Annotated in this window: 11 protein-coding genes and 2 tRNA genes; 11 read left to right on the forward strand and 2 right to left on the reverse strand. The window is 54.8% G+C overall.

Going from position 1 to position 15,104, the window contains the following annotated elements:
• The first annotated feature begins 224 nt into the window (after positions 1-224).
• The 3 genes from ACXUPB_RS03590 (at position 225) to eno (ending at position 4,115) form a co-directional block, all read left to right on the forward strand.
• Entirely contained in the window at positions 225-1,880 is a 1,656-nt protein-coding gene (locus tag ACXUPB_RS03590) for a CTP synthase (RefSeq protein WP_472955407.1), read from the forward strand.
• Between the two features lie 12 nt (positions 1,881-1,892).
• Positions 1,893-2,744 (forward strand): 3-deoxy-8-phosphooctulonate synthase, encoded by an 852-nt coding sequence (gene kdsA / locus ACXUPB_RS03595; RefSeq protein ID WP_472955409.1) that lies wholly within the window; start codon positions 1,893-1,895, stop codon positions 2,742-2,744.
• An 81-nt stretch (positions 2,745-2,825) separates the two neighbouring features.
• Positions 2,826-4,115: a phosphopyruvate hydratase gene (eno, locus tag ACXUPB_RS03600; RefSeq protein ID WP_472955411.1), complete on the forward strand. Its 1,290-nt coding sequence runs from the start codon at positions 2,826-2,828 to the stop codon at positions 4,113-4,115.
• Between the two features lie 516 nt (positions 4,116-4,631).
• Here the strand turns inward: eno and fdxA are convergent.
• Together fdxA and mutS are read right to left on the reverse strand one after the other, a co-directional pair.
• The gene (fdxA, locus tag ACXUPB_RS03605; protein ID WP_007111508.1) at positions 4,632-4,955 is read right to left on the reverse strand and encodes a ferredoxin FdxA; all 324 of its coding nucleotides are present in this window, start codon (positions 4,953-4,955) and stop codon (positions 4,632-4,634) included.
• Positions 4,956-5,121: 166 nt separating this feature from the next.
• Positions 5,122-7,683: a DNA mismatch repair protein MutS gene (mutS, locus tag ACXUPB_RS03610; protein WP_472955414.1), complete on the reverse strand. Its 2,562-nt coding sequence runs from the start codon at positions 7,681-7,683 to the stop codon at positions 5,122-5,124.
• Between the two features lie 83 nt (positions 7,684-7,766).
• Here mutS and ACXUPB_RS03615 point away from each other — a divergent pair, with 83 nt between their 5' ends.
• The 8 genes from ACXUPB_RS03615 (at position 7,767) to ACXUPB_RS03650 (ending at position 15,072) form a co-directional block, all read left to right on the forward strand.
• Positions 7,767-8,300, forward strand: a complete 534-nt coding sequence (locus tag ACXUPB_RS03615) for a CinA family protein (RefSeq protein WP_472956682.1) — start codon at positions 7,767-7,769, stop codon at positions 8,298-8,300.
• A gap of 103 nt (positions 8,301-8,403) precedes the next feature.
• Positions 8,404-9,477, forward strand: a complete 1,074-nt coding sequence (recA, locus tag ACXUPB_RS03620) for a recombinase RecA (protein WP_472955417.1) — start codon at positions 8,404-8,406, stop codon at positions 9,475-9,477.
• A gap of 24 nt (positions 9,478-9,501) precedes the next feature.
• Entirely contained in the window at positions 9,502-9,966 is a 465-nt protein-coding gene (locus tag ACXUPB_RS03625) for a regulatory protein RecX (RefSeq protein ID WP_472955419.1), read from the forward strand.
• A 243-nt stretch (positions 9,967-10,209) separates the two neighbouring features.
• The gene (alaS, locus tag ACXUPB_RS03630; protein WP_472955421.1) at positions 10,210-12,819 is read left to right on the forward strand and encodes an alanine--tRNA ligase; all 2,610 of its coding nucleotides are present in this window, start codon (positions 10,210-10,212) and stop codon (positions 12,817-12,819) included.
• Between the two features lie 239 nt (positions 12,820-13,058).
• The gene (locus ACXUPB_RS03635; protein ID WP_472955423.1) at positions 13,059-14,309 is read left to right on the forward strand and encodes an aspartate kinase; all 1,251 of its coding nucleotides are present in this window, start codon (positions 13,059-13,061) and stop codon (positions 14,307-14,309) included.
• Between the two features lie 193 nt (positions 14,310-14,502).
• Positions 14,503-14,691 carry a carbon storage regulator CsrA gene (gene csrA, locus ACXUPB_RS03640; RefSeq protein WP_007111501.1) on the forward strand — a complete coding sequence of 63 codons (189 nt, stop codon included), beginning with the start codon at positions 14,503-14,505 and terminating at the stop codon, positions 14,689-14,691.
• A 133-nt stretch (positions 14,692-14,824) separates the two neighbouring features.
• Positions 14,825-14,917: transfer RNA gene (locus ACXUPB_RS03645), tRNA-Ser, on the forward strand.
• Positions 14,918-14,995: 78 nt separating this feature from the next.
• Positions 14,996-15,072 (forward strand) — tRNA-Arg (locus ACXUPB_RS03650).
• The last annotated feature ends 32 nt before the right edge of the window (positions 15,073-15,104 follow it).

Here is a 15,104-nt window from a genome sequence, read left to right on the forward strand (position 1 = left end):
TTCCGCCATCCATGGCGGTCAGATGGCGAAAGTAGCGCCCAGGGAAGGGTTCACAGCGCCCTCGCGTAGACCTATCGCTGGGGCGGTTGCACAAGAGTGATTAGGTTGAGTAGGTTTTGACTGCTCAGTTCAAATTGAGCCTTAGGTCGTAATCTGCTAGTCTGTCGACCCATCCTGGCGTGGCTTTCTGCCGTGCCTTCTGATCACGATTCGACAGGCTATCCATGACACGATATATCTTCGTGACCGGCGGCGTTGTGTCCTCTCTTGGGAAGGGCATCGCCTCCGCCTCGCTTGCGGCGATTTTAGAGGCCCGCGGCCTTAAGGTCACCATGCTCAAGCTCGACCCGTACATCAACGTGGATCCGGGCACCATGAGCCCCTTCCAGCACGGTGAGGTGTTCGTCACAGAAGATGGTGCCGAAACCGACCTTGATCTCGGGCATTACGAGCGCTTTATTCGCACCAAAATGACCCAGCGCAACAACTTTACGACTGGTCGTGTTTACGAGCACGTACTGCGTAAAGAGCGCCGTGGCGATTATCTAGGCGGCACCGTTCAGGTGATTCCGCATATCACCGACGAGATTAAAGAGCGCGTTTACGCGGGCGGTGAAGGGTTTGATGTGGCGCTGGTAGAGATCGGCGGCACGGTCGGTGATATCGAATCGCTGCCTTTCCTGGAATCGATCCGCCAAATCCGTAGTGAGCAGGGTGCCAACCGCGCATTGTTTATGCACCTGACCCTGGTGCCCTACATCAAAACGGCGGGTGAGACCAAAACCAAACCGACCCAGCACAGCGTTAAAGAGCTGCGCTCTATCGGTATCCAGCCGGATATTCTGATTTGCCGCAGCGAAGTTGAGCTGGAAGAGAGCGAGCGTCGCAAAATCGCCCTGTTCACCAACGTCGAAGAGCGGGCCGTAGTGCCGCTTCAGGATGCCGATACGATCTACCGCATTCCGTTGATGCTCCACGAGCACGGCCTGGACGAAATCGTTTGCGATAAGCTGCGCCTGGAAGCCCCGGAAGCAGATTTATCCGAGTGGGTGAAGGTACTTGATGCCAAGCTCAACCCGCTCAAGTCGGTCAGCATCGCCATGGTCGGTAAGTACATGGAGCTGCTGGATGCCTACAAGTCGCTCAACGAAGCACTGATTCACGCCGGCATCCAAGGTCGCATTAAGGTCAACGTCGATTATATTGACTCCGAAGACATTGAACGCCACGGCACCGAGCGTTTGGCGGGCAAAGACGCCATTCTGGTGCCAGGCGGTTTTGGTGAGCGCGGTGTGGAGGGCAAGATTATGACCGCCCAATTCGCGCGTGAAAATAACGTTCCCTATCTAGGTATTTGCCTGGGCATGCAGGTAGCGGTGATTGAGTTCGCTCGCAACGTGGCGGGTTGGAAAGACGCCAACTCCACCGAATTCACCCACGATACCCAACACCCGGTGGTGGGGCTGATCACCGAGTGGCTGAATCCGGAAGGCAAAATCGAGTTACGCGATGCAGCGTCTGATTTAGGCGGCACCATGCGTTTAGGTGGCCAGGTGTGTCATTTGACATCGGGCACCAAAGCGCGTGAAGCCTACGGGTCTGAAGAGATTGTTGAGCGCCATCGTCACCGTTTCGAGGTCAATAACCAGTTTATTGATGAGCTTGAAAAGGCAGGTTTGGTTATTTCGGGGAAGAGTGTTGACCAATCACTGGTCGAGGTTATCGAGCTGGCGGATCACCCTTGGTATGTGGCCTGTCAGTTCCACCCGGAGTTCACTTCCACGCCGCGTGATGGTCACCCGCTCTTCTCGGGTTTTGTGAACGCCGCGTTGGAGCATAAAACTGCGCGTAATCGCGCCCATGCGCATTCTCAGGAATAAGAGGGCAACAGCATGGCTTCTCAAGAGCGTCATATTAACGTAGCCGGTTTAACCGCCGGCAATTCCTTGCCGCTAATGCTGCTGGGCGGCATGAACGTGCTGGAATCTGCTGAGCTTGCCGACGAAGTTGCCCAAGCTTACGTCACGGTAACTAAGAAGCTGGGCATGCCTTATGTCTTTAAGGCCAGCTTTGATAAAGCTAATCGTAGCTCGATCCACTCCTATCGCGGCCCGGGTATGGAGAAAGGGCTACAGATACTGGCCGATATCAAAGCCCGCCACAACGTGCCGATCATCACCGACGTGCACGAGCCCTGGCAGGCTGAAGCAGCGGCGGAAGTGGCCGACATTATCCAACTGCCAGCCTTTTTGGCCCGCCAAACTGATTTGGTAGTCGCCATGGCCAAAACCGGCGCGGTCATCAATATCAAGAAGCCGCAGTTTTTGGCGCCCCATGAAATGCGTCATATCCTGAGTAAGTTTCAGGAAGCGGGTAACGACCAGCTGATGCTCTGCGAGCGCGGTTCAAGCTTTGGTTACAACAACCTGATTGTTGATATGCTGGGCTTTGGCGATATGAAGCAAACCGGGTATCCGGTATTTTTTGATGTGACCCACGCGCTGCAGCGCCCGGGTGGGCGTGCCGACAGTGCTGACGGTCGTCGGGCTCAGGTGGCTGAATTAGCGCGCGCAGGCGTGGCTGTTGGCCTTGCAGGGCTGTTTTTAGAAGCTCACCCTGACCCTGATAACGCCAAATGCGATGGCCCTTGTGCACTCCCGCTGGATCAGTTGGAACCGTTTTTAACTCAGCTTGCTCAACTGGATGCGCTGATAAAAGGGTTTAAGCCGCTAACCATTCGTTAGCGTGTGGCTTGATAGGCCGTGTTTTGCTGATTAGGGCGTTATATTAATAATTTTATCTGACTTACCGTTAAGGAAACTGCCATGACCAAAATTGTTGCTATCAGTGCGTTGGAAGTGCTGGATTCGCGTGGTAACCCCACCGTACAGGCGAACGTACGTCTTGCCAGCGGCGCTGTTGGTGAAGCCTGCGCGCCCAGCGGTGCGTCTACCGGTTCACGTGAAGCATTAGAGCTGCGCGACGGTGACAAGTCGCGCTATCTGGGCAAAGGCGTGCTGAAAGCAGTCGATGCGGTTAATGGCAAGATCCGTGATGCGTTGCTGGGTATGGATGCACGTGATCAGCGCGGCTTAGACGATGCCATGCTGGCGTTGGACGGCACGGAGAATAAAGCGAACTTGGGCGCGAACGCAATTTTGGCCGTTTCCCTGGCAGCGGCTAAAGCCGCTGCTAACGCCAAAGGCGTACCGCTATATGCCCACATTGCCGAGCTTTACGGCCAGCCGGGTCAGTACAGCATGCCGGTGCCGATGATGAATATCATCAACGGTGGTGAACACGCTGATAATAACGTTGATATCCAAGAGTTTATGGTTCAACCGGTAGGTGCGCCTAACTTCCGCGAAGGGCTGCGTATGGGCGCGGAAATTTTCCATGCCTTGAAAAAAGTGCTTTCGGCGAAAGGCCTTTCCACCTCCGTTGGCGACGAGGGCGGCTTTGCGCCGAACCTGGCGTCTAACGCTGATGCGCTGGCAGTCATCAAGCAAGCCGTTGCCGATGCTGGCTACGAGCTGGGTAAAGACGTCACGCTTGCGCTGGACTGTGCTTCTTCAGAATTCTACAAAGACGGTCAGTATAACCTTTCCGGTGAAGGCAAAAGCTACGACGCCCAAGGCTTTACTGATTACCTGGCAGGCCTGTGCGCCGATTACCCAATCGTGTCCATCGAAGATGGCATGGACGAGTCCGACTGGGCAGGCTGGAAAACGCTGACTGACAAGCTGGGCGCTAAAGTACAGCTGGTAGGTGATGACTTGTTTGTGACCAATACCAAGATTCTTAAGCGCGGTATTGATGAGCAGATCGGTAACTCTATCCTGATCAAGTTCAACCAGATCGGCTCGCTCTCCGAGACGCTGGATGCCATCAAGATGGCCCAGGATGCAGGCTTTACAGCGGTAATTTCGCACCGCTCTGGTGAAACGGAAGACACCACTATTGCCGATTTGGCGGTAGGCACCTGCGCCGGTCAGATTAAAACGGGTTCACTGTGCCGTTCTGATCGGGTTGCTAAGTACAACCGTTTGCTGGTGATTGAGGCCGAGCTTGAAGATGTCACGTATCCTGGCCTGAAAGCGATCAAAGGTCAGTAAAGTGCCAATATTGAGTGAGGTTTGTAAGTAATATCTCAAGATTTTGTAAGAGATGTCTTACAAATGCCGACGAGAATCGCTTGGTTTGGGGTAAGATAAAACGAAAATTTCCACTAATTCAAATTTAAGCTTTTGTTTTTAAATATAATTGTGGAATTAAGGCGAGTCGCTAAGACTCGCCTTTTTGCATTTTGGCATTGTTGAGAAGCCTACGTGATCTGCCACAATATACGCAGGACAAGGGGAGGCAAGGATGCTTCAGACAGGATGCAACGGGATGTAGGACGGATGCGCCGGGTGATACAGTGAGGTGAGCCCCGGCAGGGAAGTCATCTGAGGAAGTTGATACAGGGAGTGGTCAGAGGAAGTGCTTGGAGCGGGCGGCCTACGGGTCGCCTTTTTTTGCCTCGTTTTGCCTCGTATTTGGCAATAAACGCTTGGTAACGCCATAAAAAACCAGCGCTTTTTCAAAAAAGCGCTGGTTTTAAAGTAAAATAGAGCAGGCGTGAGGAACGCTTAACGCTCTAACTTCTCAAGCTTACCGGGCTTGCCGTCCCACTCTTCGGCGTCAGGCAGCGGATCTTTTCGCTCGGCTATGTTCGGCCAGACTTCGGCCATCTCGGCGTTAATCTCAATAAATGCCTCTTGCCCGTCCGGCAGCTCATCCTCGGAGAATATCGCCTCGGCGGGGCACTCGGGCTCACACAGCGCGCAATCGATACACTCGTCAGGATGAATGACCAGGAAGTTTGGGCCCTCGTAGAAACAGTCGACCGGGCAGACTTCCACACAGTCGGTGTATTTGCACTGGATGCAGTTCTCGGTAACGACAAACGTCATCTTGCTATCCCTCTTGCAGGGCCGAGAGTCTCTCAGCCATGGTCAATCGTGAATGGTTATAAATCAGCCGTTTTTTATAAGCTAAAAGTTTGAGCGACATTCTAGAGGTGCGCCTACCTCGCGGCAAGCGCCTTATGGGCTTCTGTATAACCTACTATATTTACCATTAGATCAGGTCTCGCCACTGATACAACAGCGACAGCGCTTCCCGCGGCGTTAAGTCATCCATATCGACATTTTCCAATGCTTCAACCACCGGGTGTGGCACGGCTGCAAACAGGTCGTTTTGCTGGGGAGCCGTTCGCGGCGCTTGCGCTGTGTTATCTACATCGCGCTGCTCCAGACTCATCAGCTTCTCACGGGCCCGTTTAATCACATGGCCAGGTACGCCCGCTAATTGAGCGACCTGCAAACCGTAACTCTGGCTAGCCGGGCCTGCTTCAATGCGGTGCATGAACACGATGCTGTCGCCATGCTCGGTCGCCGTTAGGTGAATATTGGCCACGCCTTCCATGTGTTCAGGTAGGGCGGTCATCTCAAAATAGTGCGTGGCAAACAGCGTTAGTGCACGCCCCTTGGCAAGATGTTCCGCACTCGCCCAGGCCAGCGATAACCCGTCAAAGGTGCTAGTGCCGCGGCCAATTTCATCCATCAAAATCAAGCTTTGATGCGTGGCATTGTGCAAAATATTGGCCGTTTCGGTCATTTCGACCATAAAGGTGGAGCGCCCGCCCGCGAGGTCATCCGACGAACCAATGCGGGTAAATATCCGATCCAGCGGGCCGATCTCTGCGGCATCGGCGGGCACAAAGCTGCCGCAGTGGGCGAGCAGAGCAATCAACGCTGTTTGCCGCATATAGGTCGATTTACCACCCATATTAGGGCCAGTAATAATCAGCATATGCTGGTCGGGGTTAAGCGTAACGTCATTGGGCACAAAGGGGGTTTCGCTAACCTGTTCAACCACAGGGTGCCGTCCCGCCTCGATACGAATGCCGGTGGCCTCGCTCAGCGTTGGGCGCACCCAGCTTAACGCCTCGGCGCGTTCGGCAAAGGCGCACAGCACATCCAGCTCCGCTAACGCTTGAGAGGTGCTTTGTAGCGCGTGAAGACTGTTATTCAGTTCACCCAGCAGGCGGTCATAAAGCCATTTTTCACGGGTCAGGGCGCGGGATTTAGCCGACAGCGCCTTATCCTCAAACTCTTTGAGCTCGGGGATAATAAACCGCTCGGCGTTTTTAAGCGTTTGGCGGCGAATATAGTCAGCGGGTGCCTGCTGCGCCTGGGAGCGCGGCAGCTCGATAAAGTAGCCGTGTACGCGGTTATAGCCGACTTTGAGATTGGCAAGCCCGGTACGCTCGCGTTCGCGGGTTTCCAGCCGAACAAGGTAGTCGCCCGCATTCTCGGCCATGCCTCGGTGCTCGTCGAGCTCGGCATCAAAGCCGTTGGCGATTACCCCGCCATCGCGGATCACCACCGGCGGATTTTCGACTAGCGCACGGCTGAGCATATCGGCCATTTCTGGGTAGGGGCGAATATGCGGGCGCAGATTGTCTAGCGCGCTGCCGCTCTCTACCTCACTGAGCTGCTGCTCAAGCTCAGGAAGTGTAACCAGTGCATCCCGCAGGCGTGCCAAATCCCGTGGCCGGGCGCTGTACAGCGCGACCCGGGCCAGAATGCGCTCCACATCGCCCACATCGCTCAACGTCTCGCGCAGTGACATGTAAGCGGCATCTAGGCTTAGCAACGCCACGCCTGCATGGCGGTTTTGGACAATCTCTCGTTGGCGCAGCGGACGATTCAGCCAGCGTTTGAGTAGCCGCGAGCCCATCGCGGTGGTGCAGGTGTCCAGCACGCTCGCCAGGGTGTTGTCGCTATTGCCACCCAGGTTAATATCGATTTCCAGGTTACGTCGGCTGGCGGCGTCGATTACCACTGCATCGTCGCGATTCTCAACGCTTATCGCGGTCACGTGGGGCAAGCGCGAGCGCTGCGTGTCGCGGGCGTAATCAATCAGCACTCCGGCGGCAATCAGTGCGGTGGTTAAGTGCGCGCAGCCAAAGCCGCGTAAATCCTGCACTTCAAACTGATCGCACAGGCTGCGGGTGGCGCTCTCCAAATCAAACAGCCACTCGCCTTGGCGGCGCAGGCTGCGCTTTTGCGACCAGGCATCGGGTAGTGTCAGGCTTTCGGGCACCAGCAACTCAGCAGGGGAGAGGCGGGTAAGCTCGGCTAGCATCTCCGCTTCGCTTTCCACTTCCAATACGTTGAAGCGGCCGCTAGAGAGTTCCAGCCAGGCAAGGCCCCAGCTATCTTTACCGGGGGAGACTGATACCAGTACGTTGTCGCGGCGGGCATCGAGCAGCGCTTCATCGTGGAGCGTGCCGGGGGTGACGATACGTACTACCTGGCGATCAACGGGACCTTTGCTGGTAGCGGGGTCGCCAATCTGCTCACAGATGGCAACTGACTCGCCACCGGCGACCAGACGCGCCAAATAGCCTTCAGCGCTATGGTAAGGTACGCCTGCCATCGGGATGGGCTTGCCGCCCGACTGGCCGCGCTGGGTAAGCGTAATATCCAGCAGTGCCGCGGCGCGCTTGGCATCATCGAAAAATAGCTCGTAAAAATCCCCCATCCGGTAAAACAGCAGAACCTCGGGGTGTTCGCGTTTGATCTTTAAATACTGCGTGATCATTGGCGTGTTAGGGGGAATGGCCTGTGACATGGGCGTCCTGATTGAGCAATTTCTTTGAGAAAGCTAAACACAGTATTCTACGCTGAACAGACGACTCACTTGAAGGAGCGACCATAGTGCCCAGCGTATCTAGCCTGAAAAATCTTGATTTGACGCTGTTAGCTCAGCGCCTAGGGCGGCTTTGTCAGCAGTTGAAGGTGGAAGTGACCGCCGCTGAATCCTGCACGGGCGGTGGTATCGCCAGTGCGATTACCAGCACGGCGGGTAGCTCTGCTTACTTTACAACTGGCTATGTGACCTATGCGAACGCGGCTAAGACCCGCCTGCTCGGCGTGCCAGACGCTATACTGGCAGAACACGGGGCGGTGAGCGAAGAAGTAGTGAAAGCGATGGTGCAAGGCGCCTGCCGGGAAAGCGGTGCGGGCTTGGGCGTTGCCGTTAGTGGGGTGGCCGGGCCGGATGGTGGTAGTGCTGAAAAGCCGGTGGGTACCGTTTGGCTCGCCTGGGGTGATACCGCTGAGCAGCAAGCCGAGTGCTTCCACTTCCCCGGGGATCGCCAAGCCGTGCGCGAGCAGGCAGTGCGTCAAGCGCTGGCAGGGCTGGTGGCACGCCTGGATGCACAGGTGAAGGCAGGCAAGCAGGAGTAGGGAAGGAAAATAGTTAAGAGAAAGCGTGATCAAGGATTTGTTTACGGCACAATCTTTGGCATACTACTGGGTAATTATACAGCTTGTTATGAGGAATCTCTGAATGGCTCAGGATGACAACCGCACTAAAGCGCTAAACGCTGCACTCACCCAAATCGACCGTCAGTTCGGCAAGGGCACCGTCATGCGTCTAGGCGACGCACCGCGTGTGGTCATGCCGTCGGTTTCCACGGGTTCTCTGGGGCTGGATATCGCGCTCGGCATCGGCGGTCTGCCGTTTGGTCGTGTTTGCGAAATCTTTGGCCCGGAATCATCGGGTAAAACGACGCTGACCCTTTCGGTGATTGCTCAAGCACAAAAGCAGGGCAAAATATGCGCCTTCGTTGATGCCGAGCACGCGCTTGACCCCAGCTACGCAGAAAAACTGGGCGTTAACCTGGATGATCTGCTGGTTTCCCAGCCGGATACCGGTGAGCAGGCGCTGGAAATTACCGACATGCTGGTACGCTCCGGCGGTGTTGATGTCATCGTTATCGACTCGGTCGCTGCGTTGACCCCGCGCGCTGAAATCGAAGGCGAAATGGGCGACTCTCACGTTGGTCTCCAGGCGCGTTTGATGTCTCAGGCGCTACGTAAAATCACCGGTAATATCAAAAACGCCAACTGCTTAGTGATCTTCATCAACCAGATCCGCATGAAGATTGGCGTGATGTTTGGTTCACCCGAAACCACTACTGGCGGTAACGCGCTTAAGTTCTACGCCAGCGTGCGTCTGGATATTCGCCGCACCGGCTCGGTGAAAGTGGGCGATGAAGTCACCGGTAACGAAACCCGCGTGAAAGTAGTCAAAAATAAGGTGGCGCCGCCATTCCGTCAGGCTGAATTCCAAATCCTTTACGGCAAGGGTATCTACCACGCTGGCGAGGTTATTGACCTGGGTGTGCAGTGCAACCTAGTCGATAAAGCCGGTGCTTGGTACAGCTATAAAGGCAAGAAAATCGGCCAGGGTAAAGCAAACTCCGCGCTTTACCTGGAAGAGCATCCAGACATTATGCTCGAAATCGAAACGCAAATTCGTGAGCAGCTCTTGGCCAAGCCTGATCCTAAAAAGGAGAAGGAAGATGCATCTGCCGAAGCAGCGGCTGAAGTGGATGCCAGCGATGACGATCTGATCTAAGTCTGTTCTAACCGAGACAATCTAATGGCCTTTATGTCTCAGCGCGATGCCACGCCCCGTGACATCGCGATTGGCTTACTGGCTCGGCGCGAATACTCTCGCGCCGAACTAGTCCAGCGCTTGAAGAAAAAAGCCTTCGACGATACCGCTATCGACGAGTGTTTAGACGCTCTGGCCGAACAGGACCTGCAGTCTGATGCGCGTTTTGCGGCTAGTTTCGTACGCTCGCGCATTCTGCGCGGCCAGGGTGTTATTCGTATTAAAGGCGAGCTTCGCCAACGCGGCGTTGATCAGGAAACCCTTAATACCGCTTTTGAAGAGGTGGAAGAAGGGGAGCAGGTTGACTGGTTCGAGCTAGCCCGGGAAACGCTGGCGCGACGCTTCGATAGCCCTGGTGAGACGCCTAAAGAGCGCGCTCGACGCGAGCGCTTTCTGGCTAGTCGTGGCTTCGATTTTGAGCAAATCCGCTACGCGCTCTCCTGTCTGTAATAATTTTTCTCCTGCTTGTAATATATTTTCTCTTGTCTGTAATACTTTCCCCCTGCCTGTAAAACGCCTTCTCTTACCTTTCTAATAGCGCTCTCCTACGCTTTTCTACCTAGTAGTTTGCCTCTCTGCCACTAAGTGCGGCTTTAGTCGTTTGACAACTGCGCTATAATGGCCCCTTTGCGACCCCTGAGGGTAGCGTCGACAGCGCCCTGGGACACCACGCTTTCTTGTTACGGATACCCTATGAAAAGCGCAGAAATCAGACAGGCCTTTCTTACCTTCTTTGAAAAGCAGGGACATACGGTTGTACCCACCAGCTCTTTAGTGCCGGGCAATGACCCGACGCTGCTGTTTACCAATGCCGGCATGGTGCCTTTCAAAGATGTGTTTCTGGGTCGCGACCCACGCCCATACGTGCGTGCAGCATCTGCGCAGCGCTGCGTACGCGCAGGCGGTAAGCATAATGATTTAGACAATGTCGGCTATACCGCACGTCACCACACGTTTTTTGAAATGCTGGGCAACTTCAGCTTTGGCGACTACTTCAAGCACGACGCCATACGCTTTGCCTGGGTATTTCTGACCGAAACGCTAGGTCTGCCTAAAGAGAAGCTGTGGGTCACGGTGCATGTCAGCGATGACGAAGCTGAACGTATCTGGAAAGACGAGATCGGTATTGACCCCGAGCGCTTTTCCAAATTAGACGAAGATAACTTCTGGCAAATGGGCGACACCGGCCCTTGTGGTCCGAGTTCGGAAATCTTTTTTGACCACGGTCCAGAGGTATGGGGCGGCCCTCCCGGTAGCCCGGAAGAAGATGGCGACCGCTACATCGAAATCTGGAACCTGGTGTTCATGCAGTTTGATCGTGATAGCCAAGGTACGCTCAACCCGCTACCCAAGCCCTCTATCGATACCGGTATGGGCTTGGAGCGCGTAGCTGCCGTCATGCAGGGCGTGCATTCCAACTACGAAATTGATCTGTTCCAGAGCCTGCTGCAGGCTGCGGCTAAAGCGACCGGGCATCCTGATACCACTACACCTTCGCTGCGCGTGATTGCCGACCACATCCGCTCCTGTGCCTTCCTGATTGCCGACGGTGTATTGCCTTCTAACGAAGGGCGTGGCTATGTATTGCGTCGCATCATTCGCCGCGCGATCCGCCATGGTCACAAGCTGGGAGCCGTAGAGCCGTTCTTCCACAAGCTGGTGGACGCGCTGGATGCCGAAATGGGTGATGCGTATCCAGAGCTTCGCGAGGCGAATGACCAGATCACTCGGGTGCTGTTGAAAGAAGAAGAGCAGTTTGCTCGCACCCTGGACCATGGCATGGGGCTGTTGAATGCAGCCTTAGCCGAGCTGGATGGCAAGGTGCTGCCCGGTGAAACAGTGTTTAAGCTTTACGACACCTACGGCTTTCCTTTTGATCTCACCGCTGATGTGTGCCGCGAACGCGGCGTCACTCTCGATGAAGAGGGTTTTCAGCAGGCCTTAGAGGCCCAACGCGAGCGTGCCCGGGCGGCTAGCCAGTTCGGCGCTGATTACAGCGCCTCTATTGAGCTTGACGGTGAGACCGCTTTTACTGGCTATGACCGCCTGGAGGATCAAGCCAAGGTAACGGCACTGGTCGACAGCGAAGGCAATGCGCTGGCCGCGCTGGAAGCGGGGCAGAAGGGCGTTGTGGTGCTAGATCGCACGCCATTTTACGGTGAGTCCGGCGGCCAGGTGGGCGATACCGGCTACCTGTATGTCGACGGCGGTCGTTTCCAGGTAACGGATACCCAAAAGCAGAGCGGGCATCACTTACACCAGGGCATTATGGTGGAAGGTTCGCTGAGTGTAGGCGCCAGTGTACGCGGCGAAGTGGATGCCAGCCTGCGTACAGCCACCATCCGTAACCACTCGGCGACCCACCTGCTGCACAAAGCGCTGCGTATGGTGCTGGGTGATCACGTGCAGCAGAAAGGCTCGCTAGTGAATGCCGAGCGCCTGCGCTTCGACTTTAGCCACTTTGAGCCGATGACTGCCGAGCAGTTGGCGGAAGTCGAACGGCTGGTCAATGAGCAGATCCTGGCCAATGCGCCGACTAAAACCGAGCAAATGAGCCTGGATCAAGCCAAAGCCAAAGGGGCGGCGGCGCTGTTTGAGGCCAAATACGCCGAGAATGTGCGGGTACTGACGATTGGTGCCGACGACTTCTCTATCGAGTTGTGCGGTGGTACCCACGTGACACGTAGTGGCGATATCGGCTGCTGTCATGTGATGAGCGAAGTGGGCATTGCCTCCGGTGTACGCCGTATCGAAGCGATCACCGGTGAAAATGCGTTAGCCTACTTCCGCGAGCAGGAAGCCCGCCTTGAGCGTTTGGGCGAACGTTTGAAGACCAAGCCTGAGCAAGTTGAAGCGCGGGTAGAGTCTCTGGTTGAGCGCAACCGTAGCCTAGAAAAAGAGCTTGAGCAGCTTAAAGCTAAACTGGCCAGTGCTGCGGGTAGTGACATGCTGAGTCAGGTGCACGAGGTCAACGGCGTTAAACTGTTAGCGACACAGTTGGAAGGTGTCTCTGGCAAAGACCTGCGAGGCATTCTTGACCAACTGAAGAACAAGCTCAGTTCCGGGGTTATTATCCTTGGGGTTGCCGATCAGGTAGCGGGCAAAGTCAGCCTGATTGCTGGGGTAACCCAAGACCTGACCGGCCGGGTTAAAGCCGGTGAGCTGGTTAACCATGTTGCCTCTCAGGTAGGAGGTAAAGGTGGTGGTCGCGCGGATATGGCTCAGGCAGGAGGTAGCCAGCCCGATGCTCTGCCGGATGCGTTGAAGAGCGTACCGGCATGGTTGGAAAACGCACTTAGCTAAACCCCAAGGCCGGTGGCATGATTGTCACCGGCCTTATTTATTTAGGAGATCTCTGATTAACTATTGCGCTTGTTCATACGGCGTTGAAATTAGCTTCAAAATGCTCATTTACTTTATGTAAACTCCGCTTTTTCATCTAATTTCGCCTTGTCTGAACTGCGCTCATTACGTTAATCAAAGACTCCTAGTGATTAATGTAACTTCACCCTCCATTCCCGAACGCATAGGAAAAACGGCATATGGCACTATACGTACAGAAGTTCGGCGGCACTTCGGTGGGCTCTGTCGAGCGTATCAAGGCCGTAGCGGAAAAGGTTAAGGGCTTCCGCGATCAAGGCCATCAGGTGGTGGTTGTGGTCTCCGCTATGAGCGGCGAAACCAACCGCCTCACGGACATGGCTCAGGCACTTAATGACGATCCCGCACCGCGCGAGATGGATATGCTGCTGTCGACCGGCGAGCAGGTGACGATCTCACTACTCGCTATGGCGCTGCAGCAAATTGGCGTGCAAGCCACTTCACACACTGGCGCCCAGGTAGGTATCCATACGGACAGCGCCTATACCAAGGCGCGTATCCAGCGCATCGAAACCGACGATCTAAAAGCTGACCTGGAAGCAGGGCAGGTAGTTGTCGTTGCCGGTTTCCAAGGGGTCGATGAGGACGGCAACATCACTACCTTAGGTCGTGGTGGCTCTGACACCACGGGTGTAGCCCTGGCCGCCGCACTTGGCGCCGATGAGTGCCAGATTTATACCGATGTTGACGGGGTATACACCACTGACCCCCGCGTATGCTCCAAGGCCCAGCGTCTGGAAAGCATTACGGTAGAAGAGATGCTGGAGCTGGCTAGTCTTGGCTCTAAAGTGCTGCAGATCCGCGCGGTAGAGTTTGCCGGTAAATACAACGTGCCCCTGCGGGTGCTGTCGAGCTTTGAAGACGGCCCCGGTACCCTAATTGTTGCAGAAGCAGACAAAGACGAGGACGCTATGGAAGAACCACTGATCTCCGGTATCGCCTTTACCAAGAATGAAGCCAAACTGACCCTGCTCAATACGCCGGATGTACCAGGCGTCGCTTCACGTATTCTTGGCCCGATTGCCGATGCCAATATCGAAGTCGATATGATCGTACAGAACGTTGCCCCGGCTGGTGACTATACCGATTTCACCTTTACGGTTGCCAAAGGTGATTACAAAGCTACCAAGAAACTGCTTGAAGAGACGGTGATCCCGGATTTAGGTGGTGGTGAGCTGCGTGGTGATGACAACATCGCCAAGGTCTCCTTGGTCGGTGTGGGAATGCGCTCTCACGCGGGTGTGGCATCAAAAATGTTCCGCGTGCTGGCTGATGAGAACGTCAATATTCGTATGGTCTCCACCTCTGAGATTAAAATCTCAGTCGTCATTGATGAGAAGCATATGGAACTTGCCGTCAATGCATTACACAAAGCCTTTGGTTTAGATAAGGCAGATATCGAATCTGAATAACATTAATGCCTTAAATCTTCTACGCTGAAGGGGTACTTGCTGCCATGTGGTGGTGAGCTTTCTTTCAACGGGAAGTTGAGGTGTCATGGAGCCGGAGCCGTTGGTGACAGGCAACGCTATGCCGCATAATGGCCTAGTGTTGCCTCGGGCTGACACATCCCGTTGCATTAAACGTCTGAAAAGGAGATCAGCCATGCTCATCCTAACTCGCCGTGTTGGCGAAACCTTGATGATCGGTGATGAAATCACTGTCACCGTCTTAGGTGTGAAAGGCAATCAAGTGCGTATTGGTGTTAATGCGCCTAAAGATGTTGCGGTTCACCGGGAAGAGATTTATCAGCGCATTCAGCGTGAAAGAAATAGTGAAAACGAAGTGGAATAAGACTTGCGGGTTTGCATGATGACGCGATGCTTAAGACGTAAGCTGATAGGTAAGATATGGTCGGCGCGAAAAAAATCGGCAGAGGACTAGACACAAGATCCCTAAATCGGTAATATTCGCGCCGTGCCGTTGAGGAGAGGTGGCCGAGTGGCTGAAGGCGCTCCCCTGCTAAGGGAGTATAGGGTTTATAGCCCTATCGAGGGTTCGAATCCCTCTCTCTCCGCCAATAGCATGACCATTAAGTACTTAGGTTATAGAATACTTAAAAAAGTACTTAGCTAGAAAGTACATGGTCACAAGGTATGCGCCCGTAGCTCAGCTGGATAGAGTACCTGACTACGAATCAGGGGGTCGGAGGTTCGAATCCTCCCGGGCGCGCCACCTACTTAGTAGCAGTATTAGTATAGATTAGT

Source organism: Vreelandella sp. DA03-1M (genome assembly GCF_055725665.1).